This is a genomic window from Acidimicrobiales bacterium (assembly GCA_040219085.1).
Taxonomy (GTDB): domain Bacteria; phylum Actinomycetota; class Acidimicrobiia; order Acidimicrobiales; family JAVJTC01; genus JAVJTC01.
Genome location: JAVJTC010000017.1, coordinates 132880 through 150148 on the forward strand (window position 1 = coordinate 132880; position 17269 = coordinate 150148).

Consider the following 17269-nt stretch of genomic DNA (forward strand, 5'->3'; position numbering starts at 1 on the left):
GTCAGCCCAGCTTGTCCACGACTTCGCTCTTCACGAGCTCGATGTGGTCGAGGTCGGTCAGGTCGAGCATCTGGAAGCCGACCTTGGTGGCGCCCGCCTCCCTGTACAGGTTGATCTTGTCGATGACCTGCTGGGGGCTTCCCCCGAACGCGGTCTCGACCATCTCGTCGACGTCGCGGCCGATGGCCGCTGCCCGACGGGCGACCTCGGCGTCGTCGCGGCCGACGGCGATCGGGAACCAGAACGACCATTCGAGATCGTCGGGGTCCCGTCCGTGGTCGACGCAGGCCTGGCGCACCCGCGCGGTCTGCTCTTTCCACGTGTCGAGGTCCGGAAAGGGCATGTTGAACTCGGACGCGTAGGTGGCCGCCAGGCGGGGCGTCTTCACCTTGCCGGACCCGCCGATGACGATCGGGATGGCGGGGCGGCCCTCGCCGTCGGTCTGGGCGGGCTTGGGGATGGCCGGGCAGTCGACGAGCGAGTAGTGCTTCCCGGCATGGGTGAAGGTCTTCTCCGCTGGCGTTCGCCACATGGCGACGAGGATCTCGAGTTGCTCCTCGAAGCGCTCGAATCGCTCGCCCATGGACTCGCCGAACGGGAGTCCGTGGGTGGCGTGTTCGGCCTCGAACCAGCCGGCACCGATCCCGAGGTCGATCCGGCCGCCGCTCATCTCGTCGACCTGGGCGACCTGGGTGGCGAAGATCCCGGGGTGACGGAAGGTGACCGGGCTCACGAGGGTGCCGAGGCGGATCGTGGAGGTGTCACGGGCGAGGCCGGCGAGGTTGGTCCACGCCTCGCTCGGGCCCGGCTGGCCGGTGACGTCGCCCATCTTGAGGAGGTGGTCGCTGCGCAGGAACGCGTCGTAGCCGAGCTCTTCGGCCGTGACGGCCACGCGGCTGAGCATGTCGTGGGTGGCGCCCTGTTGGGGTTCGGTGAAAACGGCGGACTTCATGTCTCCACTCTGGCACGGCCCCCGGCATCTGCACGCAGGCGGGTACCGTTCGCGCCATGGCAGAGGTGCCGAAGCTCCGGCGGGATCGCAGCGGTCTGAGCCTCACGAAGATCGCGGCGCGGTTCCACGGTGGGGTGCGCGAGGTCGAGGAACAGATCGAGCCCTACGCCCGCTGGTGGGACGAGGCGAACGCCGCCGCCCTCGAGGCGGAAGGCCCGCTGTGGGTCGCGTTCGGCGACTCGACCGCGCAGGGCATCGGCGCCGACGAACCGTCGGGCAGCTACGTCGGCCAGGCCCTGATGAAGCTGCGGGACGTGTCCGGTCAGCCGTGGAGGGTTCTGAACCTGTCGATGACGGGTGCGAGGTTCGCGGACGTCAGCGGTCACCAGGTTCCCGCCGCCCGGTCTGTCCTGAACGGCTCGGTGCCGGCTCTGGTCACGTGTGTGGTCGGCACCAACGACGTCCTGTTCCGTTGGGGGTTCGACGGGATCGTCGAGGACGCCCGCGCCATGGTGGAGGCGGTACCAGACGACACGCTGCTCGGACGCCTCGGCAGCAGCCGCGGGAGGCGACGGATCGCGGTGAACGAGATCTTCGCGACCGCGGAGGCCGAGGGCGGGGTAGACCTGTTCGACGTCTGGGTCTGGCCCGACGACGGCGAACGGCGTCTGGCCGCCGACGGCTTCCACCCCAACGACCTGGGCTACGAGATGATGGCCGACGCCCTCATGTCCGCCGTCCGCGACCGCCTCGGCCTGTAACCCGGGAGTCAGCCCCGGACCCATCCATGTCTCGCGAGGGCAGTCGCGACACTGTCGCTGGCTCCAGGAAGCGGCAAGACGCGGATCCAACGTGGCGATCGTTTGGTCCAAAGGTGATAGCCGCGGGTCAGCTGGAACCCTGCCTCGAAAGACGAGATTCGGACCGCTCCCGGAGCAAGCCTGATGCACCGCCGAGCGTCCGGAAGAAGACGCAACATTCTGACAAGCAACAGGGTCGAGGGACCAACCCCGATCGCTCCCATCGATCCGGTCGCTGCCGTCGTAATGTGAGCGCGCTCGAAACGGGGTGGATCAACCTGTTACAGTGCCCTCGTGGCCCAGGCCAATGTCACGCTCACCTACGACGAGACCATGGCCCTGTGCTTGCTGCTCGCTGAAGGGGCTGACACGACATCCCAGGGCGAGGAGCTGCGGGACACCTGGGCCGAGGAGGCCCGGTTGATGATCGAGCTGCTGCTCAATCGGACGGACCAGTGAGGCACCGATGACAACGACCGCAGACGATACGAAGCAGGCGAACCTGCTGGAGCTGGTCCGCTACGCCGCCGAGCACGCGCAGGTGGCGCAGAGCAAGCGAGATGCCGCTGTGCGCGAAGCCCACCGGGCAGGGGCGTCCCTTCGCGAGATCGCCACCGTCAGCGGATTTTCCCACATGACGGTGAAGCGAATCGTCGAGCGAACACAGGACTGAGGTCATCGTGACCGACCGTGACCGGCCCGTCGCCCGGCTCTCGGCGACCGATGAGTCGACGGACCGGCTGGCCGACCTCATAGCGGCGGGCATCGTCCGGGCACCGACCCGCAAGACTCGTCGTCGGCCCGCGCGTCGCATCGGGCCGAAGGAGTCGGTAAACGACCTCGTCGCAGACCAGCGCCGGTGATCACCCACGTCGACACCTCCAGCCTGCTCAAGCTCGTCATCGAGGAGGCCGGGTCCGACACAGCGGAGGTGATCTGGGACTCGGCCGATGCCCCGATAGCGGTCGGGCTGATCGTCGTCGAATCCCGAGCGGCGTTGACGACAGCGGCCCCGTCGCGGCAGGAAGATGTGCGCCCTGCCGACATGCGCGCCGTCTTTCGTGCCTCTTCAATCGCAATCGTCCTCGCGTTTCTCGCCGGATGCAGCGGTTTCGGGGACTGACTGACGATGTCGGTGCTGGTGACGACTCACCGCAGGTGGCGGCGGAAGTGGGCGCCGATCCTGTCGATGACGAGGGTGACGATTACGAGCGCGCCGATGGCGCCGGTGACGGCGGCGAAGTCCCGGGCGGCGAGGTGCTCGTTGATCAACTGGCCGAGCCCGCCGGCACCGACCACGCCGACCACCACGGTCTCGCGCACGATCACCTCCCAGCGGTAGGCGGCGAGCGCGACGAGGCGGGGGGCGGCCGTCGGCAACGTGCCGTACCACAGTGCCTGGGTGTGGTTGGCGCCGGACGCCACGAGCATGTCGGCGGGGCGCACATCGGCATCCTCGAGCGTCTCCGCGAAGAGGCGTCCGAGGACACCGAGGTTGTAGATCCCGAGCGCCACGGCGCCCGGCCACGGCCCGGGGAACAGCACGAGCACCCACACGAAGGCCCACACCGGAGCGGGCACGGCGCGGAACAACAACAGCACTCCCCGCCCCACCACCCGGGCGAGGTCACCGGCAGGCAGGCTCAGTGCGGTCCGCATCGTCCGGCGGCGCACGGCGATCGCGAGGGCCAGTCCGCCGCCGGCAGCGATCGCCGTCGCGAGCACCGACATCGCGACCGTGTCCACCGTCGCGTCGATCAGCTCGCGCCATCCGCCGGGGCCGAGTCGGGCGGGGAACAGATCGCCCAGCAGCTCGCGGCCGAGCCGACGGGTCCGTGCCGAGACGAGCTCGGTCGGGTCGAGATCGATCCAGCGCCACGACAGCGGCACGAGAGCGACGACCGCGAGCAGAGAGAAGCGCCCGACCCGGGGGTCCCGACTGCGTCGCACCCGGGAGGACCAGGTGTCGGCCAGTCCGCTGAGGATCATCAGCGCGACGATGAGCGTCCAGATCTCGTCGTAGCGCAACGACTCGAAGCTGAGATCCAGCTGGAACCCGAGCCCGCCGGCGCCGATGATCCCGAGTACCGCCGCGGACCGGATGGCGCACTCGAACCGGTAGAAGGCATACGAGATCAGCTCGCCGCGGACCTCGGGGACGATGCCGTACGCGAGCGCCGTGAGCCGGCCCGCTCCCGAAGCGCTGAGGCGCCGGTACGCCCGCTGGTCGGCCTCGTCGATGGTCTCCGCGTACACCTTCGCGGTGACCGCGCCGAACGGGACGCCGATGGCGATGACCGCTACGAGCGGGTCGAACCCGAGTACCTGGACGAGCAGCAGTGCCCAGAGGATCTCGTGGACGGCGCGCGGCACGACCAGTAGAGCACCCGCGATCCGCCGACCGATCCTGTCGCCCCACAACGTCTCGGAGATGACGAGTGCACCGAGGCAGCCGAGAACGACCGACAGCACCGTGCCGAGGACCGCGTAGGACAAGGTGAGCGTCGCTGCGTCCACGGTGAGTCGCAGGAACTCCCCGCTGACCTCGAGGTCCGCCGCCGATCTCCAGAACCTTCGGAAGCTCGACCAGCCGCCGGTGTTGACGATGCCATCGTCCACGCCGGCCCGCGCCACCGCCCAGACGAGCGCGGCGACCGCACCGACCACGATGCGGCGCCGAGCGGTGAACCCACCGACGTCGCGGCGTCGGGTTGTCACCGTCACGTCCGGTAGAGCGCGTGGAGGTCGCCGTCGGTTACGTCGGCCGCCGGGGCATCCAGGACGACCCGCCCGTCCCGGAGCCCCACGAGTCGGTCGACGTGGCGGCGCGCCAGCGCCGGGTCGTGGACCGTCACGAGCAGCGTCCACCGTGGCGTCGACGGTCCCGCGCACAGCAGGCCCATGACGAGATCCGCCAGCGCGGGGTCCACCGACGACGTCGGCTCGTCGGCCAGCACGAGCTCGGGCCGTTGGCGAAGCACCCTGGCCACGGCGACCCGCTGACGTTCGCCGCCGGACAGATCGTCGGTGCGCGAGTCCGCCCGGCTACCGAGGCCGACCGCGTCCAAGGCGGCCACTGCGTCGCTGCGGCCAGTGGGGACCATCAGGGACCACAGCGCACCGGCCGTCGACCACGACCCAAGACGTCCGGCGTTCACGTTGTGGATGACACGCAGCGATGGTGCCATGTCGTGATCCTGGCCGACCGTGCCGACGCGTCGACGCAGACCGCGCAGCGCGCGGCCCCGCAGCCCGGACAGCTCTTCGTCGAAGACCGAGACGGTCCCGTCGTCGGCAGTGACGACCCCGGTCACGACGTCGAGCAGGGTGGTCTTTCCTGCGCCACTCGACCCGACGAGGGCCACCCGCTCGCCCGGCGCCACGGCGAGATCCACCGCGTCGAGCGCCGCGGTCTCGCCGTAGCGGACGGTCACCCCTTCGAGTTGGACGGCCACGGCCGACTCCGTCACCGGATCAGCCCGACCTCCTTCGCCACGTCTTCGATCGCCCCGTAGTTCGCGTTCTCGGTGGCGATGAACGCCCCGGCGCCGAACAGGTCGAGGATCTCGACGTCGGAGGGATCGTCGGCACTCAGGGACGTCAGGGCCTCTACGAACCGGTCGGTGAACCCGTCGCCGAAGCGGTCGTCGAGCTCGGGCCGGGCGACCCAGTGGTAGTCGTAGTAGGGCGGGGTACGGAAGACTTCGACTACCCGGTCGGTGTCGACCGCGCCTTCCTCGGCGCGTGAATCCCAGACCTGGGAGTTGAGCGCACCCGACTCGTAGGTCCCTGCGCTCACGACCTCGATCGTCGCGTCGTGCGAGCCCGAGAATCCCGGCGGGCCGTCGAGATCGGCGCCGACGTCCACACCTGCCTCGGCGAGGAACGACTGCGGCATGAGTCGACCCGACGTGGAGGACTCCGAACCGAACGTGAACGAGTGCCCGGACAACGCAGCGAGCCCGTCCACGGAATCGAACGGTTCGATGCCCGTGTCGGCGCCCGCGATGAACACCGACGTGAACTCCTCGTCGATGTCGCGCTGGGCGACCGCCCTCGCACCGTCGACCTCGAGGCGGGCCTGAACCCCGGTGAGGCCACCGAACCAGACGACGTCGAGATCGCCGACCCCGAACGCCGTGACCGCTCCCTGGTAGTCGGTCACCGGCACGTACTCCACGGTCACGCCCAACTCCGACTCGAGGTGGTCGGCGAGCAACCCGTAGGTGCGCTGGAGCCGCTCGGGCTCCTGGTCGGGGATCGCCCCGATCCTCAGAGTCTCCGACGAACCGCCGGAGGAACCGCCTTCATCATCATCACCGCCGCAGGCCGCCAGGGCGAGCACTGCAACCGCCAGAACCGTGATCAACGCCCGCCAACTGACGGGCCTCCGCAGAGCGCTCATGCCCTGCCTCCTCTGTACGCCATCGCTGTCCTTCTCCTTCTTGTCGATGCCCGAAAGTCGGGCAACCCCATCTGTCCGGCGCTGAATCTAGACGACCGGATCGGGGGAGTCTCGAAGGCCAGTTTCGCAAGCTACGGATGCCAACCTTTCGAAACTCGTCGAGTTGCGAAAGGTTCGTGACGCTTCGGCGCAGGCGTTCAGGTCTGGAGATCGCCGAGGGCGTCGGCGAGGCGGCGGATCTCGGCAGGCCAGTCCGGCGGCGTCACCATCGGGCGCACGACGAACTTCGAGAAGCCGACGTCGACGAACTCGCTGATCTGGCGCCGCAGCGCGTCGAGCCCCACCGGCACGAGCACCGCTGGATCCTCGAGGTCGGGACGGCGCCGGGCGAGGCCGGCAAGCTGGTCGGCGTCGATGGCCGCGTCGCTATAGCCGATGCTCACGCCGAAGTGCTCGGGGTCGATCGCCCGCCCGGCTTCTTGGGAGATCTGGTCGATCACGCGGCGTCCGGCGTCGGCCTCTGCGGTGGTGCACAGCGCAGGCAGCCAGCCGTCGGCGACGAGCGCCGTGCGCCGCAACGCAGCGGGCACCATCCCGCCGACCCACACCTCCAGCGGGTCCTGCACCGGCCGGGGTTCGACGGCCACGTCCTGAAGGTCGTAGATCTCACCCCGGTGCGTGACCCGCTCCCCCGCCCACAGCCGCCGCAGCAGCGGCACCGCCTCGTCGAGGGCCATACCCCGCTCGCGGGCGGTCACGCCGAGAGCGGCGAGTTCGCCGGGTTGGCGGAGGCCGGCGACCGCGGTGATCAGCAGCCGCCCGTTGCTCAAACGGTCCAGCGTCGCCAACTCCTTCGCAGTGCGCACGAGGTTCCGCCCGGGAAGGACGAACGTCGTGCCCACCTTGAGCCGCGGGGCCATCCCGGTCGCCACCGCCATACCGACGATGGGGTCGATCACCGGCGCAGTGAGGACCTCCGACAGCCACAGCGAATCCAGCCCGGACTCGTCGAGGGTCCCGATGGTCGTCGCGAACTCGTCGCGGGAGGCGAAGACCGTCGGGCCGAATCCGACGCCGACGCGGACCTTCACAGGGCCGCCGCCGGCAGGGTCACGCGACGGGGACGGCGCCGAGAGCCTCGGCTGCAAACGCCTTGGCCTCCTCGGCGATGCGCTTGCGGTGGATCTTCGCGGTGGCCACCACGTCGGCGCCGAGGTCGGTGAGGATGTCCGCCAACGAGTCCACCGTCCCACCTGAGTTGATCGCGTACGTGCAGAACGCGGCGACCCGCTTGCCCGTGATGACGGGCATCTTCCGGAACTTCCCGGCGCGGCCCGGCCGCTGGCCGAAGAAGAAGAGGCCGTCGGTCCAGCAACCGACGAAGACGATGTCGGCCGTGGCCAGTTCCTTCAGGTCGAGAGCACCGACTGGGCGCACGGTCACCTCGTGACCTGCGTCACGGGCGGCGCCCCCGATGTACTCGGCGGCACGCTCGGTGTTGCCGGTCATCGAGTCGTAGACGACGAGAACCTTCATTGCCGGACCTCCTCTGCCGCGGCGGGCTTCTCACCGCGACTTCAAGACCCTGATCTTCTACCACTTCGACCGACGAGACGGGGACTCCCGCACGCCGTCGTCCGGGTAACGTCGTGCCTCGTGACCCCCGTTCCGATCCCCTCCGGCTACCACGCGGTACACACCGACGGCGTGGCCCGGCGTCTCGTGCTCGACCGCGCGTCGAATGTGCGCGACCTCGGCGGCTTCGACACGCCCGGCGGGAAGACCCGCTTCGGGCGGGTCCTGCGGGCCGATCAACTCGGAACGCTGAGCGACGCCGACGTCGCCGCGCTGACCGGCCACATCCGCGTCGAGCGCATCGTCGACCTGCGCGGCATCGACGAGGCGGGCGCCGCGGGAAGCGGCCGGCTCGCAGACCTCGTCGACTATCGACTCATCCCGGTGCGCGACCAGGCCAACGACACCTACACGTTCGAGGCGCAGAAGGGCCTCAGCTACGCCGAGCGCTACCTGAGCCAACTCGAACACCACGCCGACCGGTTCGTGCGGGCGGTGCGCCACCTGGTCGAGGGCGACGGGCCGGCGATCGTGCACTGCACCGCCGGCAAGGACCGCACCGGGCTCGTCGCGATGCTCCTCCTGTCGACCGCCGGGGTCGACGACGAAGCTGTGGTCGACGACTACGCAGCAACCGCCCGGGTCCCACCCGAGGCGAAGCAGGCGAGCCGCGATCCGATCCTCGACGAGTTCTGGGCGGAATACATGCGCTTCGCCGACACGGCCGACGTCCAGACCCCCGAGACGATGACCGCCACGATGCACGAGGTCCTCGCCGGGGTGGCCGATCGGTGGGGGTCTCCCGCCGGCTACCTCGCCATCCATGGCGACGACGAGCTGGTCACCCGCGTCCGCACCGTCCTCGTGGGCTGAACCGGCGCCAGGGGGATCGCTTCACCGCTCGGCGACGGCGGACTCCCACAGCTCGTCGAGAACCGACCTGACGCCGAGCTCGTCCGCCCAGCGCTGCAGGTACGAGCGGTCCAGTCGTTCGACGTTGGCGATCATCATCGCGACGACGTCACGTCGCTGAAGGTCCGACGGGGTGATCGACTGCCATTCGAGCTTCGAAAGGATCGCATCCTCGACGGTGGTCACGAACGTGGCAACCCCGGCGATGGTCGCTGGCTGACGTCGGTCGAACTCGGCGCGGCTGAACGGCCGGTCCCTGCGGACGATCAGGTCGACCTTCCAGCCCGACCGTGTGTCGATGATGTTGAACATGTCGCGTTTGGCCAACGCCGCAGCTACGTCACCGACGTAGAACCGATCAGTGGGGAAGGCCTCAACCAGTACGTCGAGCGAACTCCCTTCGGGGTCGATGACGATGTCGATGTCTCGGGTGGCACGGGGCTCACCGTGCAGCGTGCTCGCGAACGACCCGGTGACCATGTGGGCGATTCCGGCGCTGTCGAGCGCGGCAACCACCCTGCGGAGAAGCTCAGTGTCCACCGGGCACCGCGTCCGACGCGGCCACAGCACTGGCGACCTCTGGGCCGTGCAGCCGCTCGATGAGCTGCAGCGCGACTTCGGCTTCGTCGAGTTCGGGGAATCGCCTACGGATGCCGTCGACGGTGACCTGAAACATGAGCTCGGACATCTCGAAGGCCATCGCTGTCCGCTCATCCCCGGATTTCGAGGCGAACACCGCTCGCTGAACACGGGCGGCGGTCAGGTCGGTGTCAGCTGCCGGCACACACTCACGCTACCCAGAACGACCGGGTCAGGTCGGTGCCAGAGGGACCGAGCGGGCGCTGATCGCGGTGTGCACGGCACGTCCGCACAGCACAGCGAGGAAGGCGACGACGGCGCAGAGCGCCATGGTCGCACCGGCTGCGGACTCGTGGTGGAAGCTGATGAGCAGGCCGACCACGACGGACACGGCGCCCACGGCCACGGCGGTCACCATGATCACCGGCACCCGCCGCACGAGCAGGGCCGCCGTGGCGGGCGGTGCGACGAGGAAGGCGAACACGAGCAGGTTGCCCACCGCCTCGAACGACGAAACGATCGAGATGGCCAGCAGCACGAGCAGCACGGCGTGTGACAGCCGGGGGCGCAGACCCTGGATCCGTGCCTGGGTCTCGTCGAAGGTCATCACCAGGAACGCCCGGTAGAACAGCGCCACCCCGAGGACCGAGATGCCAGCCGCGATCGCCTGGCGGATCAGGTCCCGGTCGTCGACACCGGTGATCGACCCGAACAGGAAGCGATTGAGGTCGCCCGAATAGGAGCCCGAGTTGCTCGACATGACGACGACCGCGAGCGCGAGGAACCCGACGAACAGCACTCCGATCGACGTGTCCTCGGGCAACGGGGAGGTCGCCCGGATGACGTTCACGCCGCCCACCATGACGAGCGCGGCGACCAGCGCGCCCATTGTCGTGTCGACCCCGATGATGAAAGCGATGGCGATGCCGGGCAGCACCCCGTGGGCGAGCGCGTCGCCGAGGAAGCTCATCCCGCGTAGCACCACCCAGGTCCCGACGACCGACGTCGTGAGGACGGCGAGGAGGCCCGCCCACAGCGCGTTCTGCATGAAGGCCTTGTCGACGAAGGGCTCGATCCACCAGCCGACGGGGTCTGTGAGGAAGTCCACGGTCGCTGCGCTCAGCCCAGGGCCGTCGTCACGGCTCCAGCGTTGGTGCGCAGGAAGCCGATGTACGTGTCGGCGCCGCTCCCCGGCTCGCCGAGCGACCCGGTGTTCAAGGTGACGACCGTGACGTCCCCGACGCGGCTCGCGAGCGCCTCGACATCAGCGGCGGAGTGTTGGGCCTCGGCGAAGATCGCGGGCACGGCGGTGGATTCGATCGTCGCAGCCAGGTCCTCGAGTTGGGCTGGGCTCGACTGGGCGAGCGTCGAAGGGGCCGGGATCACGGTTCCCACGACGGTGAAGCCGTAGCGGTCGGCGAAGTAGCCCATGGAGTCGTGGCTGGTGACGAGCTTGCGTCGGCTCTCGGGAAGGTCCGCGACCATCGCCGCGATCTCGGCGTCGACCGCCTCCAGTTCCGCGCGGTAGTCGGCGACGCAGGCTGCGACTGCGTCGGCGTCGAGGCCCGCCGCGCCGACCACTGCGTCGCCCAGGTCATCGAGCGCCCCCGCGACGCGCACAGGGTCGAACCAGATGTGAGGGTCGTCGCCCTCGTGGTCGTGCTCGTCGCCGTGATCGTCGTCGTCACCGTGATCGCTGCCGTGATCGTCGTCATCACTGTGATCGCTGCCGTGGCCGTCCCCGTCGTGATCATCGCTGTCACTGTGATCGTCGTCGTGGCTGTCGAAGAACGTCGGGATCGAGTCCACATGGTCGGCCATCTCGAAGACCGCTGTCCCCGTCGCCTCGCTGGCATCGATCGTGTCCGCGAGGCCCTCCTCCAGGCCGAGCCCGTTGGCGACGACCAGGTCCGAGTCGTCCATCGCGCCGCGGTCAGCCAGTGACGGTTCGAACGCGTGGGGATCGCCCCCGGCCGGGATGATCGTCACCACCTCGACCAGACCGTCACAGGCCACGTTGGCGACGACGTCGGCCCAGATGCCCGTCGTCGCGACCACGACGGGACCGTCACCGGCTCCCTCGTCGGAGTTGCCGCCGCAGGCGGCACCGATGAGGGTGACGGCAAGCGCGACGGCCAGGTAGCGGCGGCGAGCGGAGAAGCGAAACAGAGTGAGCACGACCCCACAATATTGAGAGTGAGTCCTATTCGCAATACGGCAGCCTGGTTGTCTACCTCGCCCTGGGACGCCATTAGGGTCGCGTCCCATGCAGGACCGGAAACCGACGTGAGCGTGCACCCCCCGGACAGCGGCGACATCCACGCGCAGATCCGGGACCGCCTGTCGCACGGCGAACACCGCTACACCCGGAGCCGCCGACGACTGGTCGAGGCTGTCGTGCGGGCCGGCCGCCCCGTGACCCTGCCCGAGATCCTCGAACACGAACCCGATCTGGCCCAGAGTTCCGCCTACCGCAATCTCGATGTCCTCGAACAGTGCGGTGTGGTCCGGCGGATCACCGTCAGCGGCGACCACGCCCACTTCGAACTCACCGAGCCGCTCCTCGAGCACCATCACCACCTGATCTGTGACGGGTGCGGGGCGATCACCGACGTCCATCTCGACGACGAACTCGAACGCCTCGTCGATCGCAATCTCACGGCCGCGGCCGATGCCGCAGGCTTCACGCCCCTGCGTCACAGCCTCGACCTGCACGGACTCTGCGCCGACTGCAGCCGCTGACCGACATCGTCGGTATCGTCGCCGGAGATGAGCCGGACCCTGTTCCACATCGGATACCCGAAGACGGCCTCGACCACCCTGCAGAAGCACGTATTCGGACAGGTCCAGGGCCTCTGTTTCCCGATGCCTCTGGAAGCGCAACTGGCTCACCAGATGATGCTCCACCTCGCGGGCGCCTCCGACGATGCCTACAACCCCCGGGCGTGCGCAGGCTTGGTGGAGGACGTCGTGGCCCGGGCGGGCGGGCACGTGGCGACGTTCTCGTGTGAGGTTCTCTGCGGCCAGCCGTTCCGCGCGTCGCTGGCCACAGCCGCAGCATCAGCCGAGCGGATCGCGGCGCTTCCCGGAACAGCGACAATCCTCATCGTCACCCGCCGCCAGGACGAACACCTGCGCTCCCTCTACCACCAGTACGTCAAAGTCGGCGGAACAGCGAGGTTCGAGGAAGTCATCGCTGAGAACACTGGCGGCCCCCGCATCGACCACCGCTACATCTGCTTCGACAGGCTCGTCGCCCGCCACATGGACCTGTTCGGAGCCGAAGCGGTGATCGTCGAACCGTTCGAGACGCTCGTTGCCGATACGCAAGGCGCGATCAACCGGATCCTCGCACGCCTCGACCTGCCCCCGACCACGATCTCACCCGTTCCGAATGCCAACCCCTCCCTCGACGCGTTCGGCGTGGCGGTGCAACGCCGGTACAACGATCTGTTCGCAGCGAGCGCCTACTCCCCGAACCCGAAGATCACCCACCTGATGCATGCTCAACGTGCCGCCGCGGTGATCGGCCGGATCCTGCCGTCCACCAGGCGCCCGTCGTCGTTCTCGGATCAGATTCCGAAGCGGATGCTCGAGGACTTCGCCGAGTCCAACCGTCGCCTCGATGAGATGCTCGGCGGCACACTGGCCGGCCTCGGCTATCCGGGCGTCGATGCCTGACGCATCGCCCGGTGTGAGGCGGCGGGAACTGTGCCGTCGTCGTCGACGTTGACCCGACGTGGTCATCTCCAGAAGCGTCGCCGCCGTCATTGCGGTCGTGCTGGTCGTGAGCGCGTGCTCGTCGGGTGCGACTACGACGACCGACACGCCCTCGGCGGGCACGTCCGTCGCGCCCGTCACCGTCGAGACCGGCACAGCGCGGGTCTTCCCGCCGGCACCGGCGGTTCCCGACGGGCCCCTCCAGCCTGACGACCGGGCGTCGCTCGAGGAGGTCGCCTCATCGATCAGGGACGGCTACTTCCCGGCCGTCCGGTCCTTGACCGACACCGCTGACCCCCGGACGCTCTGGGTCCTCGCCGACGTCCTGCGGTTCGCCCAGGGAGCGGAAGGGGCCTGGGAGGTCGTCGACGTCGTCGAGCAGATCGCCGGCACGACGATCGACCAGTCGCGACCCTGGGGGGACCTGACCGATCATCTCCTCGCGTGGGACCTACCGGCACCCCCCGGCTACGTCGAACTCAAGCGACAGATCTACACGACCGTCGACCCCCGTTGGGGCTTCGTCTTCGACGACCCCGGGGCCGAGCTCGACTACCGACTCATCGGCTGGGGTGGCGTTCTCATCGACGATCGTCCCCTCGGCGACCCGCTGGGCTGTGCCCGGGGATGCATCCCGGCCCTCGACGACCCGGCCCTCACGTCCGCATCCGAGGGCGGGTGGTATCCCGATGACCGGATCGTGTTCGGGGTCGAGATCAACGGCGACGCGGTCGCCTTCCCGAAGAACATCATGGAGGTCCACGAGATGGTCAACGCGACCATCGGCGGCCGACGCGTCGCGATTCCCTACTGCACCCTGTGCGGCTCGGCGCAGGTGTTCTTCACCGATGCCGTCGAGGGCGTGCAACGGCCGCCGGTCCTGCGCACCTCAGGTCTCCTGTCGCGCTCGAACAAGGTCATGTACGACCTCGACAGCCTCAGCGTGTTCGACACGTTCACCGGCGCCGCGGTGACAGGCCCGCTACGCGAGCGCGGCGTGGTTCTCCCCCAGGCGACGATCGTCACCACGACGTGGCAGGACTGGCGGACGACCCATCCCGACACGCTCGTGGTCGCCGAGGACGGTGGGGTCGGAAACCGCTACCCCCTCGACCCGCTCGGCGGCCGCGATGACAACGGGCCGATCTTCCCGATCGGGCAGGTCGACGACCGTCTCCCGGTTCACATGCAGGTGCTCGGGGTCGATCTCGGCGCTGGCCGCTTCGTCGCCGTCCCGGCCGACGCGGCGCGCGAGACACTGCTCGCGGGTGGCACCGTCGAGATCGAAGGCGTCAATGTCACGCTCGACGGTCGCGGCCTGCGGGCGATGCTGGACGGCGAAGAGATCCCGTCGCATCAGGCGTTCTGGTTCGCATGGAGCCAGTTCCACCCGACGACGTCGCTGTGGCTCCCGTCGTAGGGGCCGAAGCGGCGCAGAGGCGCCGCTGTCAGCCCGGGGTGAGACCGGGGGGAAAGCCGCCGCGTGAGATCGGGCCCCAGCGGTCGATCGACACCCGGATCAGGCTCTTTCCCTGGCGACGCATCGCCGCGCGGTACTCGTCCCAGTCGGAGTGCTCGCCGGAGATGCACCGGAAGTAGTCGACGAGGCCGTCCTCGGCCGCCCGGTCCGGCATGGTCGACACCTCTGCCGTCCCGTCGACCTGCACCCAGTCGCCGCCGAAGTCGTCCGACATCACGAGCACCGAGACCTCGGGTTCGCGGATCGCGTTGACCACCTTCGCCCGTGACGGGTACGACGAGATCATCACGGTCCCATCGTGCAGACCCATCGTGACGAGCGACATCTGAGGTCGGCCGTCCGAGCGGGTCGTGACGAGCACCCCGTGATGGCGGGGGGCCACGAACTCCTCGAGCCCGGCACGGTCGACACGGAGATTGCGGGCGATCTGAGCCATGGCGGCATGGTCGCACATGCACCGACGGCAGGGTCCACCGGCAGTGGAAACGCGACCGTTGGTTCAGGCCCGGGCGCCGAGGATCTCGACTCCGTGACCAGCCAGACGATCCAGCCGTACCGTCCGGCCGAGCATCGCCAACAGGAGCGCGTCGCCCGGTCCCGAGACCATCACGTCCCGCACGCTGCGGTCCCCCGCGCCACCTTCGGGCAGGGTGCCGTAGGACCAGCCGACGTCGGTCGCCTCGAGTCTCAGGCCTGCGATCCGTGACCGGACACCGAAAGGGCCCTTCAGCCGGGACGCCCGCTCCAGCAGCCACCGGAGTCGCTCCGATTCGAAGGTGACGTCCCGGCCCGTGGGGATGGCGACGTCGAGTGAATGCACTGCGCAGTCGACAGCGAGACCCGCGTAGGACGTCCCGGGCGGGTGTGTGCGACTCGTCACCGAGGCATGCAGCGCCGCGACGAGCTCGGCCTGCCCCCGTCCGCCACGGCGACGCGCTGCCGCGTCCAGAAAGCGCTCGAGGGAGAAGCGCGCCCGCACCAGTCCCGACGCGAGCTCGCGGTAACCCACGTCGGTCGGACACAGCACGTGTCCCGCGACCACGGCGACACTCCAGCCGTCGCACAGTGTCGCCGACGACCAGTCAGCAGCGGACAATCCCTCGACGAGATCGACGAAAGCCGTGCGCTCCACGACGAGCCGGTCGAACACGTCACCACCCTGAGACACCGCAGACCCCCTCCTGACCTCTGTGGGGAACTACCGTAGGCGCACCGCCGATCTGGCGGACCGGCACCGCCCGGTTCGCCGCTGCAAGGAGATTCCCGTGACGATGCGCTACCGACTCGTCGTGTTGCTTGCCGTTCTGGCTCTGGTTGCCACGGCATGTGGCGGCGGCAGCGGCGATTCGGCCAGCGGGGACGATGGAGGCTCCGACGGCGGAAGCTCCTCCGACGACGGCGGGTCCGGCGACTCCGGCAACTCCGGCGGCGACGGCGGGGCATCCGACGGGGCCGGCACCGACGGCGGTGTCTCCACAGACGGCGACGCGACAGAGGACGGATCGACGGACGGCGACGGCGGCAGCTCCACCGGCGACGGACTCAACGACGAACAGTTCGAAGGCGGGGAGCCCCAGTACGGCGGCGAACTCTTCTTCGGCCTCGAGGGAGAAACCACCCAGGGCTGGAACCCGGCGACCACCCAGTGCGCGGTGAGCTGCGAGACGGTCATGCGCGCGATCTACGACCCGCTGTTCATCGAGGACGAGAACGGCCAGGCCCAGCCCTACCTGCTGCAGTCCGCCGTACCCAACGACGACTTCAGCGAGTGGACCTTCACGCTGCGCCCCGGGATCCTTTTCCACGACGACACCCCGGTCGACTCCGACGCGCTCGTCACCCACTTCGAGGCCCTCGACCAGGGCCAGGTCACCGCGATCATCCTGCGTCCGATCGTCGAGTCCGTCGAGGTCGTCGACGAGCTCAGCGTCCTGATCACCCTGACCGAGCCGGTCGCGCTGTTCCCGAGCCTGTTCACGTTCCAACTCGGCTACCTCGCCGCCCCCTCGGTCTACCTGAGCGACGACGGAGCGGTGAACCCGGTGGGCACCGGCCCGTTCGTCTTCGATTCCTGGGTCCCGAACCAGGAGCTCGTCGTCACGCGCAACCCGAATTACTGGCAGGTCGACGAGGACGACAACCAGCTCCCGTTCCTCGACAAGATCACCTTCCGCCCGATCGAGGACTCCCCCGCCCGCCGCCTCGCCCTCTTCAACGGCGCACTCGACATCACCCACGACAACAGCCCGCTCGAGTCGAAGAACTACGAGGAGAACGAGGACCTCGACCTTCTCCAGGAACAGGAGGCGTTCCGGCAGGTGACGATGGTCATGATGAACGACTCCTACGAGGCGTTCGACACCGTCGAAGAGCGCCGGGCGCTGGCGCAGTGCACCGACCGTGACCTCTACATGCAGCTGCGTGCCGGCGGACACACCATCGTGGCCCACGGCCCGTTCAGCCCGAGCACCCCGGGTTACGTCGAGGACAACGGGTTCCCAGAGTTCGACCCCGACGCAGGTCGCGCCGCGTGGGACTCCTTCGACGACCCCGGGACGATCCAGCTCGGCACGACGACCGACCCGATCAACCGGGTCAGCGCCGAGTTGCTCGCGGAGATGTGGAGTGCGTGCGGCCTCGACGTCGAGATCCTCCAGGTCGACCAGGGCACCCTCGTCACCAACGCCATCGTCGGCAACTTCGAGGCGTTCATCTGGCGCCAGCACAACTCCTCGAGCCTCGAAGCCGAGCGCGTCTGGTGGCACTCGGATTTCGCCCAGGGACTCGCAACCAACTTCGGACGCATCGTGGACCCCGCCGTTGACGCGGCCCTCGACGCCGCCCGG

The 17269-nt window shown here is 68.9% G+C and carries 22 protein-coding genes; 10 read left to right on the forward strand and 12 right to left on the reverse strand.

The features are described from left to right. Position 1 precedes the first annotated feature (1 nt). A complete protein-coding gene (locus RIE08_07220; protein ID MEQ8717387.1) occupies positions 2 to 952 on the reverse strand; it encodes an LLM class F420-dependent oxidoreductase in 951 nt (316 codons plus the stop codon). Between the two features lie 56 nt (positions 953 to 1008). On the opposite strand from RIE08_07220, the gene RIE08_07225 reads away from it, so the two are divergent. The 5 genes from RIE08_07225 (at position 1009) to RIE08_07245 (ending at position 2875) form a co-directional block, all read left to right on the forward strand. Next, positions 1009 to 1713 carry an SGNH/GDSL hydrolase family protein gene (locus RIE08_07225; GenBank protein MEQ8717388.1) on the forward strand — a complete coding sequence of 235 codons (705 nt, stop codon included), beginning with the start codon at positions 1009 to 1011 and terminating at the stop codon, positions 1711 to 1713. Between the two features lie 333 nt (positions 1714 to 2046). After that, positions 2047 to 2211 carry a hypothetical protein gene (locus RIE08_07230; GenBank protein MEQ8717389.1) on the forward strand — a complete coding sequence of 55 codons (165 nt, stop codon included), beginning with the start codon at positions 2047 to 2049 and terminating at the stop codon, positions 2209 to 2211. Positions 2212 to 2218: 7 nt separating this feature from the next. Beyond that, on the forward strand, positions 2219 to 2425 hold the full coding sequence (locus RIE08_07235) for a helix-turn-helix domain-containing protein (GenBank protein ID MEQ8717390.1): 207 nt from the start codon (positions 2219 to 2221) through the stop codon (positions 2423 to 2425). A gap of 7 nt (positions 2426 to 2432) precedes the next feature. Next, positions 2433 to 2615: a hypothetical protein gene (locus RIE08_07240; GenBank protein ID MEQ8717391.1), complete on the forward strand. Its 183-nt coding sequence runs from the start codon at positions 2433 to 2435 to the stop codon at positions 2613 to 2615. Then, positions 2612 to 2875: a hypothetical protein gene (locus RIE08_07245; protein MEQ8717392.1), complete on the forward strand. Its 264-nt coding sequence runs from the start codon at positions 2612 to 2614 to the stop codon at positions 2873 to 2875. Before RIE08_07240 ends, RIE08_07245 begins: the two co-directional genes overlap by 4 nt. A gap of 26 nt (positions 2876 to 2901) precedes the next feature. Here the strand turns inward: RIE08_07245 and RIE08_07250 are convergent, their stop codons facing one another. The 5 genes from RIE08_07250 to RIE08_07270 all read right to left on the reverse strand — a co-directional run bounded on the left by RIE08_07250 (position 2902) and on the right by RIE08_07270 (position 7693). Then, entirely contained in the window at positions 2902 to 4470 is a 1569-nt protein-coding gene (locus RIE08_07250; GenBank protein MEQ8717393.1) for an ABC transporter permease subunit, read from the reverse strand. A gap of 2 nt (positions 4471 to 4472) precedes the next feature. Then, positions 4473 to 5222: an ATP-binding cassette domain-containing protein gene (locus RIE08_07255; protein ID MEQ8717394.1), complete on the reverse strand. Its 750-nt coding sequence runs from the start codon at positions 5220 to 5222 to the stop codon at positions 4473 to 4475. Next, the gene (locus RIE08_07260; GenBank protein MEQ8717395.1) at positions 5219 to 6157 is read right to left on the reverse strand and encodes a putative selenate ABC transporter substrate-binding protein; all 939 of its coding nucleotides are present in this window, start codon (positions 6155 to 6157) and stop codon (positions 5219 to 5221) included. Before RIE08_07260 ends, RIE08_07255 begins: the two co-directional genes overlap by 4 nt. Positions 6158 to 6354: 197 nt before the next feature. Further along, complete coding sequence (locus RIE08_07265; protein ID MEQ8717396.1) at positions 6355 to 7248, reverse strand: LLM class flavin-dependent oxidoreductase; 894 nt, start codon at positions 7246 to 7248, stop codon at positions 6355 to 6357. A 19-nt stretch (positions 7249 to 7267) separates the two neighbouring features. Then, positions 7268 to 7693: a flavodoxin family protein gene (locus RIE08_07270; protein MEQ8717397.1), complete on the reverse strand. Its 426-nt coding sequence runs from the start codon at positions 7691 to 7693 to the stop codon at positions 7268 to 7270. A 120-nt stretch (positions 7694 to 7813) separates the two neighbouring features. Here RIE08_07270 and RIE08_07275 point away from each other — a divergent pair, with 120 nt between their 5' ends. Next, the gene (locus tag RIE08_07275) at positions 7814 to 8605 is read left to right on the forward strand and encodes a tyrosine-protein phosphatase (GenBank protein ID MEQ8717398.1); all 792 of its coding nucleotides are present in this window, start codon (positions 7814 to 7816) and stop codon (positions 8603 to 8605) included. A 21-nt stretch (positions 8606 to 8626) separates the two neighbouring features. Here RIE08_07275 and RIE08_07280 read toward each other — a convergent pair whose 3' ends face one another. The 4 genes from RIE08_07280 to RIE08_07295 are packed head-to-tail and all read right to left on the reverse strand — an operon-like array spanning position 8627 to position 11401. Then, positions 8627 to 9184 (reverse strand): hypothetical protein, encoded by a 558-nt coding sequence (locus RIE08_07280; GenBank protein ID MEQ8717399.1) that lies wholly within the window; start codon positions 9182 to 9184, stop codon positions 8627 to 8629. Beyond that, positions 9174 to 9428: a hypothetical protein gene (locus RIE08_07285; protein MEQ8717400.1), complete on the reverse strand. Its 255-nt coding sequence runs from the start codon at positions 9426 to 9428 to the stop codon at positions 9174 to 9176. The genes RIE08_07280 and RIE08_07285 overlap by 11 nt, the downstream gene beginning before the upstream one ends. A gap of 27 nt (positions 9429 to 9455) precedes the next feature. Beyond that, the gene (locus tag RIE08_07290) at positions 9456 to 10331 is read right to left on the reverse strand and encodes a metal ABC transporter permease (protein MEQ8717401.1); all 876 of its coding nucleotides are present in this window, start codon (positions 10329 to 10331) and stop codon (positions 9456 to 9458) included. 11 nt (positions 10332 to 10342) lie between these two features. After that, positions 10343 to 11401, reverse strand: coding sequence for a metal ABC transporter substrate-binding protein (locus tag RIE08_07295; protein MEQ8717402.1), 1059 nt, complete (start codon positions 11399 to 11401; stop codon positions 10343 to 10345). 108 nt (positions 11402 to 11509) lie between these two features. On the opposite strand from RIE08_07295, the gene RIE08_07300 reads away from it, so the two are divergent. From RIE08_07300 to RIE08_07310, 3 genes are read left to right on the forward strand one after another with little or no spacing between them, the layout of a single operon-like run. Continuing rightward, a complete protein-coding gene (locus RIE08_07300; GenBank protein ID MEQ8717403.1) occupies positions 11510 to 11965 on the forward strand; it encodes a Fur family transcriptional regulator in 456 nt (151 codons plus the stop codon). A gap of 27 nt (positions 11966 to 11992) precedes the next feature. Continuing rightward, positions 11993 to 12904, forward strand: coding sequence for a hypothetical protein (locus tag RIE08_07305; protein MEQ8717404.1), 912 nt, complete (start codon positions 11993 to 11995; stop codon positions 12902 to 12904). A gap of 58 nt (positions 12905 to 12962) precedes the next feature. Beyond that, entirely contained in the window at positions 12963 to 14363 is a 1401-nt protein-coding gene (locus RIE08_07310; GenBank protein ID MEQ8717405.1) for a DUF3179 domain-containing (seleno)protein, read from the forward strand. A 28-nt stretch (positions 14364 to 14391) separates the two neighbouring features. Here RIE08_07310 and RIE08_07315 read toward each other — a convergent pair whose 3' ends face one another. Beyond that, positions 14392 to 14859: a PPOX class F420-dependent oxidoreductase gene (locus RIE08_07315; protein ID MEQ8717406.1), complete on the reverse strand. Its 468-nt coding sequence runs from the start codon at positions 14857 to 14859 to the stop codon at positions 14392 to 14394. Positions 14860 to 14922: 63 nt separating this feature from the next. Next, positions 14923 to 15573: a maleylpyruvate isomerase family mycothiol-dependent enzyme gene (locus RIE08_07320; GenBank protein ID MEQ8717407.1), complete on the reverse strand. Its 651-nt coding sequence runs from the start codon at positions 15571 to 15573 to the stop codon at positions 14923 to 14925. 121 nt (positions 15574 to 15694) lie between these two features. Here RIE08_07320 and RIE08_07325 point away from each other — a divergent pair. Beyond that, on the forward strand, positions 15695 to 17269 hold a 1575-nt coding region (locus RIE08_07325), incomplete at its 3' end, for an ABC transporter substrate-binding protein (GenBank protein MEQ8717408.1).

What these genes read in the sequence shown, in the direction of transcription:
- RIE08_07315 (MEQ8717406.1), bottom strand. Translation starts at nt 14,859, where the DNA reads ATGGCTCAGATCGCCCGCAATCTCCGTGTCGACCGTGCCGGGCTCGAG.
- RIE08_07235 (MEQ8717390.1), top strand. Translation starts at nt 2,219, where the DNA reads ATGACAACGACCGCAGACGATACGAAGCAGGCGAACCTGCTGGAGCTG.
- RIE08_07220 (MEQ8717387.1), bottom strand. Translation starts at nt 952, where the DNA reads ATGAAGTCCGCCGTTTTCACCGAACCCCAACAGGGCGCCACCCACGAC.
- RIE08_07260 (MEQ8717395.1), bottom strand. Translation starts at nt 6,157, where the DNA reads ATGAGCGCTCTGCGGAGGCCCGTCAGTTGGCGGGCGTTGATCACGGTT.
- RIE08_07270 (MEQ8717397.1), bottom strand. Translation starts at nt 7,693, where the DNA reads ATGAAGGTTCTCGTCGTCTACGACTCGATGACCGGCAACACCGAGCGT.
- RIE08_07225 (MEQ8717388.1), top strand. Translation starts at nt 1,009, where the DNA reads ATGGCAGAGGTGCCGAAGCTCCGGCGGGATCGCAGCGGTCTGAGCCTC.
- RIE08_07305 (MEQ8717404.1), top strand. Translation starts at nt 11,993, where the DNA reads ATGAGCCGGACCCTGTTCCACATCGGATACCCGAAGACGGCCTCGACC.